Origin of the sequence: Natronorubrum halophilum (assembly GCF_003670115.1) — an archaeon.
GTDB lineage: Archaea > Halobacteriota > Halobacteria > Halobacteriales > Natrialbaceae > Natronorubrum > Natronorubrum halophilum.
Genome location: NZ_QQTY01000005.1, coordinates 291841 through 311251 on the forward strand (window position 1 = coordinate 291841; position 19411 = coordinate 311251).

Annotated in this window: 15 protein-coding genes and 2 tRNA genes; 5 read left to right on the top strand and 12 right to left on the bottom strand. The window is 62.9% G+C overall.

All coding sequences use genetic code 11. The features are described from left to right. Positions 1 to 5: 5 nt before the first annotated feature. The gene (locus tag DWB23_RS20335) at positions 6 to 3437 is read right to left on the bottom strand and encodes a PAS domain S-box protein (protein ID WP_121744612.1); all 3432 of its coding nucleotides are present in this window, start codon (positions 3435 to 3437) and stop codon (positions 6 to 8) included. Positions 3438 to 3648: 211 nt separating this feature from the next. Between DWB23_RS20335 and DWB23_RS20340 the strand changes: the two genes are divergently transcribed. The 3 genes from DWB23_RS20340 to DWB23_RS20350 all read left to right on the top strand — a co-directional run bounded on the left by DWB23_RS20340 (position 3649) and on the right by DWB23_RS20350 (position 8395). Further along, entirely contained in the window at positions 3649 to 4650 is a 1002-nt protein-coding gene (locus DWB23_RS20340; RefSeq protein WP_121744613.1) for a potassium channel family protein, read from the top strand. A 191-nt stretch (positions 4651 to 4841) separates the two neighbouring features. Then, positions 4842 to 7307 carry a DNA topoisomerase VI subunit B gene (locus DWB23_RS20345; RefSeq protein WP_121744614.1) on the top strand — a complete coding sequence of 822 codons (2466 nt, stop codon included), beginning with the start codon at positions 4842 to 4844 and terminating at the stop codon, positions 7305 to 7307. Continuing rightward, a complete protein-coding gene (locus tag DWB23_RS20350; RefSeq protein WP_121744615.1) occupies positions 7304 to 8395 on the top strand; it encodes a DNA topoisomerase IV subunit A in 1092 nt (363 codons plus the stop codon). Before DWB23_RS20345 ends, DWB23_RS20350 begins: the two co-directional genes overlap by 4 nt. Here DWB23_RS20350 and DWB23_RS20355 read toward each other — a convergent pair. The 5 genes from DWB23_RS20355 to DWB23_RS20375 form a co-directional block, all read right to left on the bottom strand. Continuing rightward, complete coding sequence (locus tag DWB23_RS20355) at positions 8392 to 9111, bottom strand: class I SAM-dependent methyltransferase (protein ID WP_121744616.1); 720 nt, start codon at positions 9109 to 9111, stop codon at positions 8392 to 8394. The genes DWB23_RS20350 and DWB23_RS20355 overlap by 4 nt on opposite strands. A 356-nt stretch (positions 9112 to 9467) precedes the next feature. After that, complete coding sequence (locus DWB23_RS20360; RefSeq protein ID WP_121744617.1) at positions 9468 to 10436, bottom strand: zinc ribbon domain-containing protein; 969 nt, start codon at positions 10434 to 10436, stop codon at positions 9468 to 9470. 108 nt (positions 10437 to 10544) lie between these two features. Beyond that, positions 10545 to 11906 carry an Nramp family divalent metal transporter gene (locus DWB23_RS20365; RefSeq protein ID WP_121744776.1) on the bottom strand — a complete coding sequence of 454 codons (1362 nt, stop codon included), beginning with the start codon at positions 11904 to 11906 and terminating at the stop codon, positions 10545 to 10547. Between the two features lie 166 nt (positions 11907 to 12072). Then, on the bottom strand, positions 12073 to 12780 hold the full coding sequence (locus DWB23_RS20370) for an MBL fold metallo-hydrolase (RefSeq protein WP_121744618.1): 708 nt from the start codon (positions 12778 to 12780) through the stop codon (positions 12073 to 12075). Between the two features lie 104 nt (positions 12781 to 12884). Next, positions 12885 to 13622, bottom strand: coding sequence for a fumarylacetoacetate hydrolase family protein (locus DWB23_RS20375; protein ID WP_121744619.1), 738 nt, complete (start codon positions 13620 to 13622; stop codon positions 12885 to 12887). A gap of 337 nt (positions 13623 to 13959) precedes the next feature. Here DWB23_RS20375 and DWB23_RS20380 point away from each other — a divergent pair. After that, positions 13960 to 14034, top strand: a tRNA-Glu gene (locus DWB23_RS20380). 455 nt (positions 14035 to 14489) lie between these two features. On the opposite strand, the gene DWB23_RS20385 is transcribed toward DWB23_RS20380, so the two are convergent. Further along, complete coding sequence (locus tag DWB23_RS20385; protein ID WP_121744620.1) at positions 14490 to 15104, bottom strand: class I SAM-dependent methyltransferase; 615 nt, start codon at positions 15102 to 15104, stop codon at positions 14490 to 14492. Positions 15105 to 15184: 80 nt separating this feature from the next. Between DWB23_RS20385 and DWB23_RS23210 the strand changes: the two genes are divergently transcribed. Beyond that, positions 15185 to 15309: transfer RNA gene (locus DWB23_RS23210), tRNA-Glu, on the top strand. Positions 15310 to 15392: 83 nt separating this feature from the next. On the opposite strand, the gene DWB23_RS20395 is transcribed toward DWB23_RS23210, so the two are convergent. The 5 genes from DWB23_RS20395 to DWB23_RS20415 all read right to left on the bottom strand — a co-directional run bounded on the left by DWB23_RS20395 (position 15393) and on the right by DWB23_RS20415 (position 19135). Beyond that, positions 15393 to 16091 carry a TOBE domain-containing protein gene (locus DWB23_RS20395; RefSeq protein ID WP_121744621.1) on the bottom strand — a complete coding sequence of 233 codons (699 nt, stop codon included), beginning with the start codon at positions 16089 to 16091 and terminating at the stop codon, positions 15393 to 15395. Between the two features lie 72 nt (positions 16092 to 16163). Beyond that, positions 16164 to 16931, bottom strand: coding sequence for an amino acid ABC transporter ATP-binding protein (locus DWB23_RS20400; protein WP_121744622.1), 768 nt, complete (start codon positions 16929 to 16931; stop codon positions 16164 to 16166). After that, entirely contained in the window at positions 16928 to 17644 is a 717-nt protein-coding gene (locus DWB23_RS20405; protein WP_121744623.1) for an ABC transporter permease, read from the bottom strand. The genes DWB23_RS20400 and DWB23_RS20405 overlap by 4 nt, the downstream gene beginning before the upstream one ends. Before the next feature lie 11 nt (positions 17645 to 17655). Further along, positions 17656 to 18588, bottom strand: coding sequence for a substrate-binding domain-containing protein (locus tag DWB23_RS20410; protein ID WP_121744624.1), 933 nt, complete (start codon positions 18586 to 18588; stop codon positions 17656 to 17658). Between the two features lie 229 nt (positions 18589 to 18817). Then, positions 18818 to 19135 carry a hypothetical protein gene (locus tag DWB23_RS20415; protein WP_121744625.1) on the bottom strand — a complete coding sequence of 106 codons (318 nt, stop codon included), beginning with the start codon at positions 19133 to 19135 and terminating at the stop codon, positions 18818 to 18820. Positions 19136 to 19411: the final 276 nt, after the last annotated feature.

Sequence of the window (19411 nt, forward strand, 5' to 3'; positions counted from 1 at the left end):
GCGCCTCATCGGCGCTCGGCCGCCGACAGGGTAAACGAGAACGTCGCTCCCGCACCCGGTTCGGAATCGACCCAGATGTCGCCGTCGTGGCGTTCGACGATCCGCTGACAGAGCGCGAGTCCGATCCCGGTGCCGGGATGTTCCTCGCGGCTGTGGAGGCGCTGGAAGACGTCGAACACGCGCTCTTGATCCGCGGGATCGATACCGATTCCCTCATCGTGGACTGACACCACCCACCTCTGTCCGCGCCGCTCGGCGTCGACGCGGATACGGGGCGTCTCGTCCCCGCTGTACGTGATCGCGTTCGTCAGGAGGTTCTGGAGGACCTGTCGCAACTGGCTCGGATCACCCTCGACGCGGGGCAATTCCTCGACCGTGATCTCGACCCCGTGGTCCTCGATCTGGAGTTGAAGATCCTCGAGGACGTCTTCGAGAACGGCCTCGAGTTCCACCGGCTCGAGCGGGTCCCCGCGCGTCTCGACCCTGGAGTACTCGAGCAAACCCTCGATCATCCTCCGCATCCGGTCGGCACCGTTGACAGCGTACGCGAGGAACTCCTCGCCGTCCGCATCGAGTTCGTCGGCGTAGCGGCGTTCGATCAACTGGAGATAGCTCGAGACCATCCGGAGGGGCTCCTGGAGGTCGTGGCTGGCGGCGTAGGCGAACTGCTCTAAGCGTTCGTTCGACTCCTCGAGTTTCGAAATTGTCTGCTCGAGTCTGCGCTGGTACTCCGTGCGTTCGGTGATGTCGGACATCGTCACCACGCCGCGAGTCACGTCGCCGCGCTCGTTCCTGATCGGCATTCCCTTGACGCTGAGGGTTCGCTTCTCGCCGTCTACGGCGTCGATCTCTAAGGTTCTGGGGTCGGTTAGTTCCTCGCCCGCCAGTACCTTGGCGAGCGTCCACTCGTCGCTCTGGCCCGGTTCGCCCGTGTCGGCCCACCTGACGGGGAACTCGTCGTAGTCCTCGATCGAGTCGGCGTCGAACACGTCGCCGCCCCAGATGTCTTCGGCAGCCGTGTTGGCCTCGACGAGGCCACCGTCCTGATCCGCGACGACGACCCCCACGGGGAGGATCTCGAAGAGGGACTGGAGCTGTTCTTTGTTCCGCTGCAGTTCCAGTTCGGCTCGCTTTCGCTCCGTAATGTCCGTCAACGCGCCGGGGAACGTGAGCGGCGTACCGTCCTCGTCACATTCGATGTGGCCACGGGCAACGACCCATCGGAGTTCGCCGTCGGCGTTCCAGACGCGGTACTCCTCCTCGTACTCCCCGCCCGATTCGATGGCGGCCTCGATTCGTCGCATCACCCGCTCGCGGTCGGCCTCGTGAATCGAGGACGTGATGCGCTCGAGCGGAACACCCTCTCGGGCCGCGTCGGGATCGACGCCGAACGTCGTGGCGAACGACCGCCCGGCCACGAACTGATCCGCTGGGATGTGCCACTCCCACGTTCCGACTGCCCCGGCCTCCGTCGCCGCCTCGAGCTGTGCTTTCGCGTCTTCTAAGTACCGCTCCCGTTCTTTCTGTTCGGTGATGTCCTGGGCCATCGTCATCCCGGCGAGGACGTCGCCTCGCTCGTCGGTGATCGGAACCGCGTGGATCACCCACTCCCGTCCGGCGTACGTGATTTCGACCGATCGATCCTCACCCGCCAGTGCAGCCAGAAACGCGGTCTCGAGGTCGGTGGCGATTTCCGACGGCCAGACGTCGACGACGTTCCGTCCCTCGAGATCGCTGGGATCGACGGGAATGCGGTCGAACCCCTGGCCCGCCGCCAGCGTGTACTCAAGGTCGTAATCGAAGAGCGTGACGAGACCGTTCGGGAAGTACTCCGCGAGGGTGCGATAGCGCTGCTCGGACTCCTCGAGGGCCTGCTGACGCTTCCGGCGTTCGGTAACGTCACGGAAGTACACCGAAATACCGGTTTCGGAGGGGTAGCAGTTCGCCTCGACCCAGAAGCCGAGCGTGTCGTAGTACAGTTCGTAGCTGGTCGACTCCTGTGTTTCCGCCGCCGTCCGGAAGGCGTCCCAGACCTCGTCGATTTCGGCGGCGGAGGGGAACACGTCCCAGAGGTTCTCGCCGAGCAGTTCCTCCTCGGAGTGCTGTAAGAGCTCTTCGGCGCGGTCGTTGACGTGAGTGAATCGGAACTGGTCGTCGACGGCGTAGAACGCATCAGAGATCCGACTGAGAATACGCTGGAGTTCCCCCTCGAGTTCTCGCTCGCGCTCCCGCCGGGCAGTCATGTCGCGAGTGACCTTCAGATAGCCACGATGGGTACCGTCGTCGACCCACACCGGGGTAATCGTGACGTTCGCCCAGAACTTCGTCCCGTCGTTTCTGACGCGCCACCCCTCGTCCTCGAGAGAGCCGTTCTCGATCGACTTTTCGAGGTTTCGTTCGGGCACGTTCGCCGCTCGATCGCTCTCGGTGTAGAACGTGGAGATGTGCTCGCCGAGGATCTCCTCGCGGTCGTAGCCCTTGATCTGTCTCGCTCCTTCGTTCCAACTGGCGACGTGTCCGTCCGAATCGAGCCGGAAAATCGCGTACTCTTCGACCGCGTTGACCAGCGATTGAAACCGTTCTTCGCTCTCCTGGAGGACTCCTTCAGAGCGCTTTCGATCGGTGATATCGTAGTAGAGTTCGACCCGCCCGCGTACGCTCCCGACTCGATCAGGCTTGCTCTGATACTCGAGCCAGCGTTCCTCGCGGCCTTCGGATTCGTCGGCGGTAACCCGACACTCGAGGCGGTCGACGTAGCTGTTGTCCTCGTAGCTTCCGAGGACCGTCTCGGCGAACGAGTCGGACTCGGCGAAGCGATCCGTGAGCGTGTTCTCGATCACCCTCCGATTGTCCCGTCCAACGATTTCGTCACGCTCGAGACCGAGGAATTTCTCGCCAGTCTCGTCGATCCAGGCGACTTCGAACGTCTCGTCGAGCACGACGAGACCGGTGTTGACCTCGTCGAGTACGGGTGTGTTCGATGCGGACGATTCCCCCGACGAATCGGAACGGTTCGATCGCGACCCCGTGTCGAAGTGCGTCCGAGCGACGCCAACGAACCCGCGTACCTCGACGTCGTCTCCGAGCGGGTTGAGGCGAAGTTCGCAGGAAACCGATCCGTCAGTGGCGCTCCGAACGGCGAGTTCGGCGGTCACAGTTTCGCTGTCCGCCGTCGAACCGCGGCGATCGAGTTTCCGTTCGATCCGTTCGACAGCGGTACCGAAGAGAAAAGAGACGGGTTCGCCGACGAGTTCCTCGCGAGTGTAGCCCGTCGTTTCGACGAGTGCATCGTTGATCGCGGCGAAGCGACCGTCGGCGTCGAGCCGGAAAATTCCGTCGTCGATCGTTTCGACGAGCGTCTGATACCGAGTGCGTGCCACATCGTCGTCGACGTCCCCCCAAAAGGATCCATCCGTGGCACCCGGTCGTGTACTCATGGTCGTTAGTGAGCGGTGAATCTCATAAATCCACTGCCCCGTAGGCCTATCTCTGAGGCAACCGGTCACGGCCGGATCGAAAAGCGTGTCAGTGTAACGCGCGACGGCCTCCTCGCGCTCGCTCGAGACGGCTTCTTCGCGCGGGTACTGAAAAAAGCGCGTCAGTGACCGGGGTGTCGTTGACGGGCCTCCGTCGTATAGGTGCGATTGAATGGACGCGCTGTATCTGCTCGTCGGTCTCGTCGTGCTCGCCGCCGTGATCGTCGACATTCTCTGGACGACGCTCTGGGTAGACGGTGGTTCGGGTCCGCTCTCGGCCCGGCTCACGACCTGGACGTGGCGCGGCCTCCGGGCGGTGGGCGGCGATCATCCGCGCGCGTTGAGCATCGCGGGTCCGCTCATCCTCACGCTCACGCTCGCGATGTGGATCGCGCTGCTCTGGTTCGGGTGGACGTTCATCTTCGCCAGTGGCGAGCCTGCCCTCGTCGGCCCCCACACCGGCGAACCGGCCGATTGGGCGGGACGCTTTTACTACGTCGCCTACACGATGTTCACCAACGGAAACGGCGACTACTCCCCCACGACGGGGACCTGGGAGATTGCCAGTTCGTTCACGACGGCGACGGGGATGGCCTTCGTCACGCTCGGCGTCTCCTACGTGCTCACCGTTCTCGGTGCGGTCTCCGAGAAACGCTCGTTCGCCAGCAACGTCACCGGACTGGGCGAACGCAGCGAGGCGTTCGTCCGCGCGGGCTGGAACGGCGACGAGGAGTTTCGCGGCCTCGACCTGCCGCTCGAGTCGCTCTCGACGCAGCTATCGCTGCTCGCGGACCAGCACAAGGCCTACCCGATTTTGCACTACTATCACAGCGAACGGGGAACGCGGGCCTCGGCGATAGCCGTCCCGATCCTCGACGAGGCGCTGACGCTGTTTCGCCACGGCGTCTCCGCGGACGCCCAGCCGAACCCCGCGCTGGTGGAGAACGCCCGCTCGAGCGTAGATAGCTACCTCGACACGCTCGGAACGGCCTTTATCGATCCGGCCGACGAAGTGCCGCCCGAACCGGAACTCGAGCGGCTTCGCGAGGAGGAGATTCCCACCGTTGACGACGAGGAACTCGCCGACGCACTCGAGAGTCTCACGGAACGCCGGCGGAAGCTCCTGGGGGTAGTGCGTGCCGACGCCTGGTACTGGCCGCCGATCGAGGAGTGAACACCGGTTGCGGTCAGCATTCGGGATCGACCGGACGGCGAGGGACCGCACTCGAGACCGTCACTTGATGCACCAGTTGGCAGCGGATCCGACGGCTACGGTGCTCCCTGCTCGAGCGCGGATCGAGTACGCCATTCACTTTCACTCCGGTAACGCACACCTTTTAGCCCCGCCGTTAGTATGAAGGGACAATGACGTCGTTTCAGTCGACACTCGAGGACGAGGTGGGAATCGCCGAGGAGCTGGCAGAAAGCCAGCAGGCGATCTCGATCGCCGAGTTCTTCGAGAAGAACAAGCACATGCTTGGCTTCGACAGCGGCGCTCGAGGCCTCGTCACGGCTGTCAAGGAAGCTGTTGACAACGCCTTAGACGCCGCGGAAGAGTCGGGCATTCTCCCGGATATCTACGTCGAAATCGAGGAGGCCGGTGATTACTACCGGCTCATCGTCGAGGACAACGGCCCCGGATTGACGAAGGAAACGCTGCCGAAGGTCTTCGGAAAACTCCTGTACGGCTCACGGTTTCACGCCCGCGAACAGTCGCGTGGCCAGCAGGGGATCGGGATCTCCGCCGCCGTGCTCTACTCGCAGCTGACCAGCGGCAAACCCGCCAAGATCACCAGTCGAACCCAGGGTGCGAGCGAGGCCGAGTACTTCGAACTCATCGTCGATACCGACAGCAACGAACCCGAGATCAGCGTCGAGGAAACCACCTCCTGGGACCGCCCGCACGGGACGCGCATCGAACTCGAGATGGAGGGGAACATGCGCGCACGCCAACAGCTTCACGACTACATCAAGCACACGGCGGTCGTCAACCCTCACGCCCGACTCGAGTTACACGAACCCCAGGAGCACTTCAAATTCGAGCGGGCGACGGATCAGTTGCCCGACGAGACGGAAGAGATCCGGCCCCACCCCCACGGCGTCGAACTCGGTACCGTGATGAAGATGCTCTCGGTAACGGACTCGCAGACGGTCTCCGGATTCCTGCAGGAAGAATTTACGCGCGTGGGGAAAAAGAGCGCCGAATCGGTTATCGACGAGTTTCGCGACCGACACGACGGTCGCGAGATGCGCTGGAGACCCCCGAAAGCGCACGAAGATCTCGACATTCGGACGGCGGTATCGGACGCCACCGTAAACAAAGGAGCTGACGCGACGGCGGCCTTCGCCGACGCCATCGCCGACGCGGTCGACGATCACGACCGAATCGCCCACCACGAACTCCTCGAGATCGTGGATTCGGCCGCCGAGACCGTCCAGAGCGAACGGGGAACGACGTTCGGTGACACCGTTCGAGAGAACGCCGTCGAGACCGTCTGGCTCGAGATCATCGACGCCGCAGGTCCCGACGAAACCGAATCAGACGACGACGCAGCGGGCGACTCGAGGCTCGTCGCCGATCTCTACGAACTCGCCGACGGCGCGACGAGCACTCGCAAGGACGACGAGGTGATCCACGCCTTCGCCGAGCGACTCGCGGCCAAGTTCGAGGACGAACACGAGGACGGGGAGAACGTCCGCCACCGGCTCACCCACAAGCGGCTCCGGGAACACGTCGACCGAGCCGCGGCGCTCACCGAGGAGTACGACGACGTCACCTTCGGCGAAACGGCCCGCGAGAACATCACCGAGGCCGTCTGGGACGTGATGGCGACGGTCCCCGACGATCCGCCGCTGGTCCGCGAACTCAACAGCGACCGCGACGCCACCAGCAATCTCGTCGACGGGATGCGCGCGACCGATATCATGGCCCCGCCGACGCGGTGTCTCGCCCCCATCTCGGAGGACCTGATCACGGCCGGCCTCGAGAAGGAGTTCGACGCCGACTTCTACGCCTCCGCCACGCGGGACGCCGAAGTCCACGGCGGCGATCCGTTCATCGTCGAGGCCGGCATCGCCTACGGCGGGGAGCTTCCGGCCGAAGGCAGTGCCGACGTCATGCGGTTTGCCAACCGCGTTCCGCTGGTCTACCAGCGCGGCGCGTGTGCGACGACAGACGTGGTCAAATCCATCGGCTGGCGCAACTACGGCCTCGACCAACCCGGCGGCTCCGGCCTCCCCAACGGCCCGGCCGTGATCATGGTCCACGTCGCCTCGACGAACGTTCCCTTCACGAGCGAGTCCAAAGACGCCGTCGCGAACGTCCCCGAGATGGAAGACGAGATCGAACTCGCGATCCGGGAGGCCGCACGCGAACTCAAGAGCTACCTGAACAAGCGCCGCTCGATGCAACAGCGGCGGAAGAAACAGAACGTCCTCGGGAAGATCCTCCCCAAGATGGCCGAGAAGGTCGCCGAAGTGACCGGCCGCGAGGAGCCCGATATCGACGACGCCATCGCGCGCATCATGAACAACGTACTCGTCGAACGCTCGGTCGAGGCGAACGGCAACGGCCAGAACGTCTCGCTCACCGTCGAGAACAACTCGAGTACGAACGAGTCGCTCGAGATTACCGAGATCGTGACCGCCGAACCGACGAACCTCTCCGACGGAGCCACCGTCGTCGAGATGGACGGCGAGTGGTTCATCAAGTGGGAGGCCGACGTCTCGAGCGACGAGGACGTCGCTCTCGAGTACGTCGTGCCCGACGACGCGAGCTTCGATCTGGACGTGAAAGGAGTCGAAACCGAGAAACTTACGGTGAAACAATGAGCGCAGACACCGACCAGCAGGCGAAAGCACAGTTGCTCGATCTCGCGGCGCAGTTCTACGATCAGTTCGAACTGGGCGAGATTCCCCACATGTCCGTGCCGACGCGGACGAAGAACAACATCGAGTACGACGAGGACAGCGACGTCTGGGTGTACGGCGACCGGAAGTCGACCCGATCGGCCAACTCCGTCCGCGGCGCCCGGAAACTCCTGAAGGCGGTCTACACGATCGAGTTCTTGGCGACCCAGCTCGAACAGGATCGCTCCTCGACCCTGCGTGAACTCTACTACCTCTCCGAAAGCTGGGACAACAACGAAGCCCAGTTCAACGACCAGGACGAGTCCAACGGGCTGATCGAGGACTTAGAGATCGTGTCGGGGGTTACCCGCGAGGACTTCCACATGCGACCCGAGGAGTCGGGCGCGAAGGTGATGGGCCCGCTTCGCATCCGCGAACAGACCAACCGCGGCGACCGCGACATCCACTGTCAACTCGACGTGGGACAGGGCGGCTACCAGATTCCGAACAACCCGGACACCATCGAGTTCCTGGACAACGACGCCGAGTTCGTGCTCTGCGTCGAGACCGGTGGGATGCGCGACCGACTGGTCGAGAACGGGTTCGACGAGGAGTACGACGCCCTCATCGTCCACCTCGGGGGCCAGCCGGCGCGGGCGACACGGCGACTGACCAAGCGGCTCCACGACGAACTCGACCTCCCCGTCACGGTCTTCGCCGACGGTGACCCGTGGTCGTATCGGATCTACGGCTCGGTCGCCTACGGCTCGATCAAATCCGCGCACCTGTCGGAGTACCTCGCGACGCCGTCCGCCCAGTATATCGGCATCCAACCCGCCGATATCGTCGAGTACGACCTCCCGACCGATCCGCTCAGCGACTCGGACATCAACGCCCTCGAGAGCGAACTCGAGGACCCGCGCTTCCAGACGGACTACTGGGAGGAACAGATCGAGTTGCAACTCGAGATCGGGAAGAAGTCCGAACAGCAGTCGCTCGCCGCTCGAGGGCTCGATTTCGTGACGGACACCTATCTGCCGGAACGGCTGGGCGAGATGGACGTCATTTAAACGCGTCTCAAAGCTGCCCGGTAGTGGTATCCGGTATCGCTTCGGCTGATCTCGGCGACCTCCCACCCGGTACCGATCGTTGCTTCCCGCAATCGGTCCGGACTAACGAGACGGAACAAGAGCGTCTCGCTCACGTCGCCCTCGTACTCGCAGTGGTAGACACGATACGCGAGCCCCGGCGACGGGTCGTCTCGGAATCCGAGTAACTCGACCGCCCTCTCGTGTTCCGGATCGTATAAGTCGATAACAGCGGTGGCAGCTGATTTCGTGACGAGGGAGAGGTCACCGAGAAAACGTCTGAGCCCCTGTAACGACCCGACGAGTCCGACCTGGGTTCCTTTCGCGTGGACCGACGCGAATCGGTTGCGATCGAAACGATCAGGCAGGGCAAACATATCCGCTCGCAACGCGTTCTCGACACCACGGTCTTGCATCGTTTTAACGAGGTGGTCGCTGATTTCGATGGCAACCGTTTCGTGTCGTTCTTGCCAGTACAGTGCCTCGGTCCCGACGCCCGCCCCCATATCGAGGAGCGGGCCGTCGAGCCAGGCGTCAACCCACCGTTGCGTTTCACTTTCGCCGGTCACATCTTCGAAATAGAACGCTTCGATGGGATGTTCGCGAGTCGCGGATCCGTCTCTGTCGATGAGCGGTTCGTCCCGTTCGCCGAGGTAGTGGTCTCGAATCGCCCGCCCGTATGGATCGGTGGAGCCCATATGTGCTATCACACATCAATTATAATAAGATTGTAATGACAGTCGGTACCAGTAACCGTCACCGGTTAGCGATCGTGAGCGGTGATTGGACGGTCCCTGCTGTGAATCACGGCTCTTCTGCTCGATCGTTGGGTTCACTGCATCCGTACACGGACGTACTGAATCGATCGGTGCAGTCGGATTCGACGCCGAACATCGGACCCGCACGCCCACCGACTGCGAGAGGGAGCACTACGCGCAGCGGCGGTTTGATACCGAGGGATGCGGCCCGTTTCATACGGTCTGCTGTACGTCATTTCCGGTGCAGACGGGACCTTTCATGCGGTTCCACCGGTAAATCGTTACAGCAGACCGTATCAGGCGTGATCAGGTTCGGGATCGCGGTCACCGTCGGCGGAGTCCGGCGATCGGCCGGTCTCCCGGTCGGGCGCCGCCTCGACCGTTCGTCGACTACTGGCCTCGGCTGCCGGCGAGTCGGCGTTCGCACACTGCCTGCAGTAGTAGTTTCGCCCCTCCGACGCCGTCAGCGGGACGCCGAGTACGCAAAATTCCTCGCGATACGTTCGCTCGAGACCGTGACCGACGGGGTCGGTACACGCCGAACACGGCCTGTCGTAGGCGCTGACGGTTCGCTCGTCCACCGAATGCGTCCGCCCGTTGGTCGTCACCGAGTGGCGGTTCTCAACGCGACGTTTGACCGACGGGAGGACGCTCACACCCATCGCGGCGAAGACGAACGCGAGGGCGAACAACACGTAACTCGCGGCCGCGAGCCCGACGTAGACGCCGGCGACGGCGATACCCGCCGCGACGAGCCAGCAGAACGCCGCGGTCGCCCGCCAGAGAATCGCCGACCCGATCGATTCACCGCCGTCCGCGTCGCTTCGCTCGACGCCGTCGGCCTGCAACACGATTCGCTCTGCGTCCCCGAAGTAACGATACGCGCCGTACAGCACGTTGCCGAGTCCGCCCGTGAACCAGATGGTGATCAGGGCGACCACCAGGTGTTCGTTCATACTGCCGACGGTCCGTCGCACCATGACCGCGTGATCGCCGAAGTCGTGCTCGAGCCCCCAGCCGTCTCGCGCGGCCGTCACGATTCGGTACTCGAGGACGTCGCGGTCGGTCGCGCCACCGTCCGCATCCCTCGCTCTCGATTCCGCGGTCGTCGCACCTCCGGGGCTCCCGATTCGAGACCGCGCGGTGGACCGTCCGCTCGCGGTCCCGCAGTTCGGACAGTAGTTCATCGATGGCTCGAGTTCGGTGCCACAGTTCGAACAGTAGGATTCACCCCCATCCCGACTCGAGCGACGATTCCCGTCCATATGCCAGGAGTCGTCGGCGGCGACACTAACGCTTTGGAGATATCGAATATCGAACGCGTTTCGATCGAACGCGACGGAGACGAACGGCCGTCGAAGCGGGAATCGACGTCAGCCGATGACGCCGAGGCGGAGCGTAGCGCCCATCGCCCCGAAGGCGAGGACGAGCGCGAGGCTCACGACGTAGTAGGCGTGCCAGGCTCGAGACGGCCGGAACGGCTCGGGCAGGTGTTTCTCGACGACGTACCAGTTGGCCGGATAGAAGAAGATCTCCGTGACCGCGAGTACGGCGGCGACGTAGAGCAACAGCGTCACCGGAACGGTGCCGAGCGCGAGCACCATCGCGCTGCTGACGCCGACGACACCGACGACCACGAGCTTTCGGACGCGTTCGCTATCGATGCTGTCGTCCTCGAGGGCCATCGGCAGGATGTCGCCGGTCGCCCGGGCCGCACCGTCCAGTAGCGTGATGACCGTCGAGTACAGCGCCGCGAAAGCGCCGATCAGTACGGCGTAGTACGACCACTCGCCGAAGGAGTCGCTCAGGATACTGCCGATCGCGAACGCGAGGTTGTCGTCCGTCGGCGGGTTCGGGTAGAGGACGTTCGTCGCCAGGATCACCATCGAGACGATCAGGACGAAGCTGAACGCGTAGCCGATGTTGAAATCCCGCCGACCGGTCCTGATCCACGCGCGGATGTAGTCGTGGTAGGCCGGGTCGTTCGGATCCAGTCCCTTCGACCGGAGTTCACCGGCGCCTTCCTCCTTGGCCATGCTCCAGCTGCCGATCAGGATGCTCGTGCTGAGGCCGGTCGGGGCGAAGCCGGCCGCGGCGGCGAACAGCGCGACGAACGCCGGCCCGGTGAGATCGGGCACGGCGAACGCCGTCTCCGCGATCCGCTCCGGCGACGGCGGGCCGACGAGCACGCCGAGCAGGACCAGGGCCCCGACGGCGACGGTGAACCCGATGAGCGCCTTCTCGAGCAGGCTGTAGCGGGAGACCAGCACGAGCGCGCCGGCGCCGCCGACGAAGACGACGTACGCCCACGGGGCGGTGAACCATTCGGGGGTGAGCGCGGCGACGAACGCCGCGGAGTTCATGCCGACGCTGGCCGTGATGAACGTGTACATGCCCGTGAAGACGGCGATCGTCAGCCAGAGCGCCCAGTTCTTCGGACCCGGCAGGTCGCGGTAGGCCTCGATCGGGTTCGCACCCATCCCGTAGTTGTAGCGGATGCCGAGTTCCCACGCGCCGTACTTCGCGGCGTAGATGAGACCGAACATCCAGATGGCGACCAGCCCGAACGTCGCACCCATCGTCGGCGCGATGACGATGTGACTGCCGCCGATGCCGATCAGCGCCCAGAGCATCGACGGCCCGAAGTGATTCCTGAAAAAGCCCGTCCAACCCGACGAGGGATACGTGAGATCGGATTCGGTAGTTTCGGTTTTGGGTTCCGTCCTACCGCCCACGTCGCTCACCCGCTACCGGCTCCGCTCCCGTCGGTCTCGATTGATCGCTCGTCCGTCCGCGCCTCAAACGTGTAGGTGTGCGAATAGTTTGCATAGCGGATATCAGTGAGTACGGGAGCCGCGACTTATGTCCACGGATTCGCCCCCGAGTGAACGGGTGTGTTCACTACCGTTCGTCGAGGACCACCGGCACGTTACGGTTCGCGACGTCGACGACGAACGCGTCCGCGTCGGTCTCGATCGCCTCGAAAGTGTCGTAGTGGACCGGCAACACGAGATCCGGTTCGATCCGCTCGGCGAGCGCGGCGGCCTCGTGGCGATCCATCGTGAACGTGCCGCCGATCGGCGGGAGGAACAGGTCGATGCGCATCTCCTCGTGGAACGGGAGTGCGTCGGTGTCGCCGGGCCAGAACGCCGAAACGCCGTCGACGGTGACCGCGAAACCACAGCCCTGTCCCTCGGGGTGGTGCGGTTCCCCGTGCTCGTCGACGTGTGGTCCTTCGGGATCGTTGTACGCGGGCGTCGTGAACAGGTCCAGCGGCCCGAGGACGAACGACTCGTCCGCGCGGACGCGCTCGACTTCGTAGGGGAGTTCCTCCGGCTGTTCGTCCACCCGATCGATCTCGCGGGCGTCGATCGACTCGTGGACGACGACGATGGCGTCCTCGTGGGCCACCCGCCGAATCGAGTCGGGATCGTAGTGGTGGCCGTGGCTGACGAGAATCAGATCGCCGTCCCGCGGCTCGTAGCCCTCGAGCACGCCGTACGCTTCCGGACCCGGATCCGCGTAGATGACGGCCCCGGTCTGGCCCTCGAGCCGAACGCTCGCGAGCCCGAACCAGTCGACGGCCACCGCGCCGAATCGAACGGTCATACGGTCGCGTTCGCTCGAACGCGGGGAAAGCGGTTCGGTTCGAGTCGGTCGGGACTGGTGGGCGGCCGGCGATGGTGTCGGAGACGGAGCCGAAAGCGGGCCGATCAGGGACGGCGGATCGAGTGGGACAGCGTCCCGACGCCTTCGACCTCGATCTCGACCTCGTCGCCGTCGGAGAGCGGACCGACGCCTTCGGGGGTACCGGTGGCGATCACGTCGCCCGGCTCGAGGGTCATGTACGTCGTGATCTCGGCGATGAGTTCCGGGATGGGGAAGATGAGTTGCTCGAGCGAGCCGTCCTGTTTCAGGTTGCCGTTGACTCTCGAGCGGACGAACGCGTCGTCGGGCACCTCGTCGGGCGTCGCGAGCAGCGGACCGATCGGCGCGGAGCCGTCGAACGCCTTGCCGCGGATCCAGTTCTGTTCTTCCTGCTGGTCGTCGCGATTCGAGACGTCGTTCACGCAGGTGAACCCTTCGACGACGTCCATCGCCTCGGATTCGGGGACGTGGCGGCACTGTTCGCCGATAACGACGCCGAGTTCCGCCTCGTGGTCGATCCGTTCTTTCCCCGCGGGTGCGGTGACGGTGTCGCCGTGACCGGCGAGCGCGTTCGGCGGCTTCAAGAAGAGCAGCGGCCGGTCCGGCACGTCGTTCCCCATCTCGTCGGCGTGGTCGGCGTAGTTGCGGCCGATACAGACGATCTTCGAGGGCTCGCAGGGCGGCAAGACGTCGATGTCGTCGTCCTCGAGGCGGTAGCTCTCGTTCGCGAAGTGAACGTGGCCGCTTTCGAACTCGCCGCGGCGGACGGCACCGGCCGGATCGCGGAATCGAACGTATTTCATGCGAGATAGCTCGTATCGCGGCATCAAAAGCGTTGAGGTGACGGTGGTACTTGGAGTTCATCGCGTCGACTATCGGATATCGCGCTGTCCCGAGGCCGTTTCGTAGCCTGCTGACGGACAGATCGAACGAGAAACGGAGTGGTGGTGACCGACTCGAGCGTCCGAGAACAAATGAAACTGCGATCTGGCGGCGACTTGAGCACGTCAGGGCGTGCCACTACGGGAGCGGAACGGAACGTTTTTTACTAGCCCCCCGCAATCAGCTAATGCGTTCGACACGCGCTCCGGTGGCGAGATGGGCAGGTCCGTCGAGGCACGGGGTGAGAACGCAGTGAACGCTCCGTTGGTGTAGCCCGGCCAATCATTTCGGCCTTTCGAGCCGATGACCTGGGTTCAAATCCCAGACGGAGCATTTTTGCGAACGAAGTGAGCAAAAAGCGGACGCTCTGGAATTTGAATCGGAGAGGTACCGGCCCGCGAGCGAAGCGAGCGGGATCGTCTTCGCGTCGTTCAAATCCCAGATGAAGCACTAAGACGGCTTCGCCGTCTCGCAGTTTTCACACATAACATAGAATGAACATAAACCCACTTTACGGGTTAAATGAGTGCAAACTTACTGTCGATTGTACAGCTGTAAATGATGTTCCGGAGCTATGCTGCACATAAGGTGCGTATCGGTCACAGATGATACTCCTCTCATGAAAAGACTGAGATGACATTTGATGACTTGGAACAAGCAAACGCATGGGAATACACGTGATGACGCCAATTTAGATGCTGAACTTCGCTCTGTAGAAGTTGAAGTTTATTTCGCCTTGGAGTAGGTGAACGCGCTGACAGACTAAAGTGCATGCCGGTCACCACCGCTCAGACTCGCTCGACAATCGCGAGTAAACCTGGAAACGAGGTTTCGCGCGTCTCGAACGTTACTTCCCGCGTTTCCAGGACGTTCCACTCTATTGCAAAGGCGGTGGATACGTCATCAGGAGTGAGCGGGTTCGGTCCTCCATCCGCTGGAGCACCTGCAGCAAATCCGACAAGGAACACACGACCCCCCATCGAGACGATACTGGCGAGTTCGCAAGCGTAGTCCTCGCGCTCTTCACTCTGGAACGCGTGGAACAGACCACTGTCCAGCACGGTATCGAACGTTCCGATATCGTTGGGAAAGTCCAGTGCATTTGCGACTCGGAACGTCGCATTGAGGCCCCGTTCTTCGGCGTTCTTCCGTGCTTGCTCGATTCCTTTTTTGGAGAAATCTATGCCCACGGCTGTGTGTCCCTCGGTTGCTGCCCAGAGTGCATGTGTTCCAGTTCCGCATCCAACATCAAGGACGCGACCGGATAATCCGTCACTCCCAACGGCGTTCACGAGAGCTGGCTGTGGCTTGCCAATATCCCAGGGAGGGGCGATTTCGCTTTCGTATACGCCGTTCCACCACTCCGCTGGACCACCTGTTTCAGAATCCGATTGGTCCGACATGGACTGGTACTCAATTCAACCATTGATAATAATTTTGTTGAAATAAAACGGAGGCCCGATTGAAAGCGCCGAAGGTGCTCGTTCCGTTGGTGTAGCCCGGCCAATCATTTCGGCCTTTCGAGCCGATGACCGAGGATTTGAATGAGACCAGTCGCGCGCAGCGTAGCGAGCACGTCTTCGCGTCGTTCAAACCCCGGACGGAGCACGACATACGCGACACTTTGTCGGCCTCCATCCTCGAGCAACTCGGTTACTCGATTCGTCGGCAGAGCCGCGCAAAACGACCGCTTAGTCCCGTGAGCCGATCCGAATCGCTCTCGCAGCCGTCGCTTTGAACGATGCGGTGATCGACCGCCCCGGCTCGAGCGCTAACCGGTCCGAACTGGCGTTCGTGATCAGCGCCTGGATCGTGACGTCCGCCGCGAGCCGGATCGTCACTCTGGTGATCGCGTCGCCGGGCTCGAGTCGCTCGACGGTCCCGGTGAACTGGTTCCGGAGACTGGTGCCGTCCGCCTGCGGCGTCTCGTCCGGATCCGTCAGGACGACTGCGTCGGAGCGAACGGTAACCTGGACGTCGCTCGCGCCCTCGGGGACCAGGGCCAAAATCGGTCCGAGACCCGTCTCGACGGTCGCGAGTTCCCCCGTTCGGTCTCGAATGGTCCCCGTAAAGACCGACTCCGTGACCCGTGCGACGCCGTCGAGTTCGGCCTCGTGACGATCGAACTGCTGGCGCAATTCCCGTGCCGTCTGCGTGAGTTCGGTCCCGCCGCCACCGCTTCCGCCTCGCTGTCGCTCCGTGATCGGTCCGACGGCGTCTTCGATTTCGACGACGCGGTTCTGAAGCCGCGCGTACGATCGTCCCAGTTCGTCGGCCGCCTTGTGCATCGATCCGTACCGGTCGATCGCGTCGAGCATCTCGATGTCGCGCTGACCGATCGTGACGCCCTCGACCGAGAGCTTCGTGCTGTATTCCTTTTCTATCGTCATGTTGTCTCCCTGGAGCGGTACGTGAGGACGGTCACACGATGTGGTCAGCCCGGATGGTGTCGAACGACACGATCAGTATATCAGTTCACCGTCGATAAACTTCCGGGTCCGTTCGTCGGCGGGATCTTCGAAGACCGTCTCGGTGGCTCCGACCTCGAGGATCTCGTTCCCGAGCAGTACCGCTACTCGATCCGCGATCCGTTCGGCCTGGTGCATGTCGTGCGTCGCGATAACGACGCCGATTCCGCGATCTCTCGCCTCGCGAACGGCGTCTTCGATGACAGCCGTGTTTCGCGGATCGAGATCCGACGTCGGTTCGTCGAGGAGGAGATAATCGGGTTCGTACGCTAGCGCGCGGGCGAACGCGACCCGCTGTGCCTCGCCGCCCGAGAGCGAGGAGGCGTCTTGATCGGCCCGCTCCCGTAAGCCAACGGTATCGAGCGCGTCGATCGCGTCGCCAGTCCCGTTGGTTCGGCCGACGATACTCGAGAGCTCCCGACGAAGACGGTCGGTCCACGGTTGACGGACCCGTAAGCCGTACTCGGCGTTCCGACGAACGCTCGCGTCGAAGAGGCTCGCGTCCTGAAAGACCATGCCGATGCGGCGGCGGAACTCGAGTCGGGACTGTTCCGATAGCCGCCAGACGTCGGAGCCGTCGTACTCGATCGAACCGCGGTCCGGGGCGTCGAAGAGCGCGAGTAATCGGAGCAGCGTCGATTTCCCGACCCCGGACGGACCGATGACCGCGACGACCTCACCGGGCGGTACCGACAGGGAAACGCCTTCGAAGACGGATTCGTTCTCGTACCCGTGATGGACGGCTCTCGCCTCGAGCGTCATCGGTAGCCCCCGTCGTCGCTTCCCAATCGAACCACGATCGCGTTGACGAGCAACACGAGGACGACGAGAATCCCGCCGAGAATCATCGCCGTTTCGTACCGCCCCTGTTGGGCCTCCAGTTGGATCGCAGTGGTGAGCGTTCGCGTCCTCGAGGTTCCGTCCGCGCCGGCGATGTTCCCGCCGACGATGAGGACGGACCCGACTTCGCTGATCGCGCGTCCGAAGCCCGCGAGCACTGCCGTCGCGATCCCGTATCGAGCCTCCTTGATCGTCACCAGGGCGACGTCGAGTCGCGTCCCACCCATCGCAAACGCCGCGTCGCGGACGTTTCGTTCGACGCTGCTCACCGCGGCGAGGCTGACGCCGGCGATAACCGGCGTTGCGAGCACGAACTGCGACATGATCATCGCTTCTGGGGTGAACACGAGTTCGAGCGACCCGAGCGGTCCCTGATTGGACACCGCGAACAAGACGGCGAGTCCGACGACGACGCTCGGAAATCCCATGCCGGTGTTGATGATCGACGTGAGCAGCGCCTTCCCGCGGAAGTCCTTGAATCCGACGAAGAGTGCGACCGGGAGGCTACACAGCGTGCTCAACGTCACCGCGACGAGACTCACGTACAGCGAGACGCGGATGATACTTCGAATGTAGTTCCACTCGAATGGAACCTCGAGCAACAACGGCGTCAGCGGACTGATTTCGAGTGGCATCCTCGTGTCCGTTAGTCGTCACCGTCCGAACTCTGCCACCCGGCCGGAACGTACTGCTGGAAGTTGGGGTCTTCCGCCAACGCCTTGGCGAAGAACAGCTGCTCGCCTTCGACCGTGTAATTCTCGATGATTTCCTGTCCTTCGACGCTCGTGAGATAGCCGATGTACGCCATCGAGAGATCGTAGTTCACGTGGTCGTGAACCGCGGGGTTGACCGCGACGATCCCGTACGGGTTCGCGAGGAGTTCGGGTCCCCCTTCGACGGGGCCTTGGACGAGAATCTCGAGGTCGATATTACTCCGCATGGACAGATACGTTCCGCGGTCGGCCAACGTGCACGCTTCCCGTTCATTGGCCACATTCAGAATCTCCCCCATTCCGCCACCGCTGTCGTTATACCACTCACCGGCCGACTCGACGTCGAACCCAGCTTCGTCCCAGATCTCGAGTTCCTTCGTGTGCGTCCCCGAGTTATCGCCGCGAGAAAAGAACATCGATTCTGAATCGGCGATGGCGGCGAACGCAGCGGCCGCGTCGTCGCTGCCCGCGATCGATGCGGGGTCGTCGGGTCCCCCGACGATGACGAAGTCGTTGAACATCAGATCACGGCGGTTGACGCCGTAGCCGTCTTCCATGAACTCGTCCTCGAGCGAGCGGGCGTGAACCATCACCGCGTCGGAGTCGCCGTTTCGAGCGGTCTCGAGTGCATCACCGGTCCCCTTCGGGATGGCTTCGACGGTAACGCCGTACCGATCTTGGAAGGGAGCGTTGAGTTCGTCGAGAAGACCCGTCTGGTAGGTGCTCGTTGTCGTGGTCAGGGTGAGCGTTTCACCGCTGATCCCCGCTTCGTCATCGTTGTCGCCACCCAGTGTCGTACAGCCGGCGAGACCGGCTACGACGCCGCCGCCGACCGTCGCGATGTACGCTCGTCGTTGTATCGTCATAGATACTACGTCTGATCCTTCGCGAATATAGCTTTCGGTGAGGCGTAACCACTTCCTGTTACGAAGGCGTCCCGTGGCCGCATTCGCAACGCGAACGACTACTATTTAAGTGACAGCCATACTGCCGAAACGATCCGGATCAGAAACTGCGGCCGCGGATTCGACCGCGGGCGAAACGGATCGTGAATCCACGCCGAAACCGTATGTCTCTCTCGTCGAAAACGGACCCTCAGTGATCGATGCCCGGCAGCCGAAAGGTGGTTTCGTCCGTCGTCGGGTCCGTCAGCGCCGTCTCGATTTCCGGGGCGGCGAGAACGTCGTTCCGAGCGGCTTCCGACGGCCGTTTGAAGTAGTACGCGTCAGCACAGCCGGCGACCATCTCCGCAAGCGGGCGCTCCTCCTCGTGGACGACCGAAACGAGGTCGCCCGTCACCGCGATCAGTGCCGCGTCGTCGGGCTTGTGTAGGGCCGATCGAATCTCGTCGGCGGTGCACGTTTCGGGCAGCGGGAGGTTGACACCGTCGACGGTTACCCAGCGTGTCTCCATACACCGTCGTTTGCGCGTCGCGTCCTATACCGTTGGGCCCGCAGCTTCAGGCCGCGTACTCCGCGAAGTCGGCGGCGTATCGCCGTTCACAGTTCAAACACAGATATCCGCCGTTAACGTGCTCGTAGAGTCGCGCCCCGCAGTGCCGACATCGCCAGTTGGGGTATCGCATCCAGTTAGTTTTCCTGATCGTACAAACGTAAATAATCTGATGTTCGACCGGCTGTACGATACCGGGCAGCATTCGAGTTTGACGGTCGCTCGAGCCGGTCGTGC

What these genes read in the sequence shown, in the direction of transcription:
- DWB23_RS20370 (WP_121744618.1), bottom strand. Translation starts at nt 12,780, where the DNA reads ATGACCGTTCGATTCGGCGCGGTGGCCGTCGACTGGTTCGGGCTCGCG.
- DWB23_RS20410 (WP_121744624.1), bottom strand. Translation starts at nt 18,588, where the DNA reads ATGACGATACAACGACGAGCGTACATCGCGACGGTCGGCGGCGGCGTC.
- DWB23_RS20355 (WP_121744616.1), bottom strand. Translation starts at nt 9,111, where the DNA reads ATGGGCTCCACCGATCCATACGGGCGGGCGATTCGAGACCACTACCTC.
- DWB23_RS20340 (WP_121744613.1), top strand. Translation starts at nt 3,649, where the DNA reads ATGGACGCGCTGTATCTGCTCGTCGGTCTCGTCGTGCTCGCCGCCGTG.
- DWB23_RS20345 (WP_121744614.1), top strand. Translation starts at nt 4,842, where the DNA reads ATGACGTCGTTTCAGTCGACACTCGAGGACGAGGTGGGAATCGCCGAG.
- DWB23_RS20405 (WP_121744623.1), bottom strand. Translation starts at nt 17,644, where the DNA reads ATGCCACTCGAAATCAGTCCGCTGACGCCGTTGTTGCTCGAGGTTCCA.
- DWB23_RS20375 (WP_121744619.1), bottom strand. Translation starts at nt 13,622, where the DNA reads ATGAAATACGTTCGATTCCGCGATCCGGCCGGTGCCGTCCGCCGCGGC.
- DWB23_RS20400 (WP_121744622.1), bottom strand. Translation starts at nt 16,931, where the DNA reads ATGACGCTCGAGGCGAGAGCCGTCCATCACGGGTACGAGAACGAATCC.
- DWB23_RS20335 (WP_121744612.1), bottom strand. Translation starts at nt 3,437, where the DNA reads ATGAGTACACGACCGGGTGCCACGGATGGATCCTTTTGGGGGGACGTC.
- DWB23_RS20395 (WP_121744621.1), bottom strand. Translation starts at nt 16,091, where the DNA reads ATGACGATAGAAAAGGAATACAGCACGAAGCTCTCGGTCGAGGGCGTC.
- DWB23_RS20360 (WP_121744617.1), bottom strand. Translation starts at nt 10,436, where the DNA reads ATGGACGGGAATCGTCGCTCGAGTCGGGATGGGGGTGAATCCTACTGT.
- DWB23_RS20415 (WP_121744625.1), bottom strand. Translation starts at nt 19,135, where the DNA reads ATGGAGACACGCTGGGTAACCGTCGACGGTGTCAACCTCCCGCTGCCC.
- DWB23_RS20385 (WP_121744620.1), bottom strand. Translation starts at nt 15,104, where the DNA reads ATGTCGGACCAATCGGATTCTGAAACAGGTGGTCCAGCGGAGTGGTGG.
- DWB23_RS20350 (WP_121744615.1), top strand. Translation starts at nt 7,304, where the DNA reads ATGAGCGCAGACACCGACCAGCAGGCGAAAGCACAGTTGCTCGATCTC.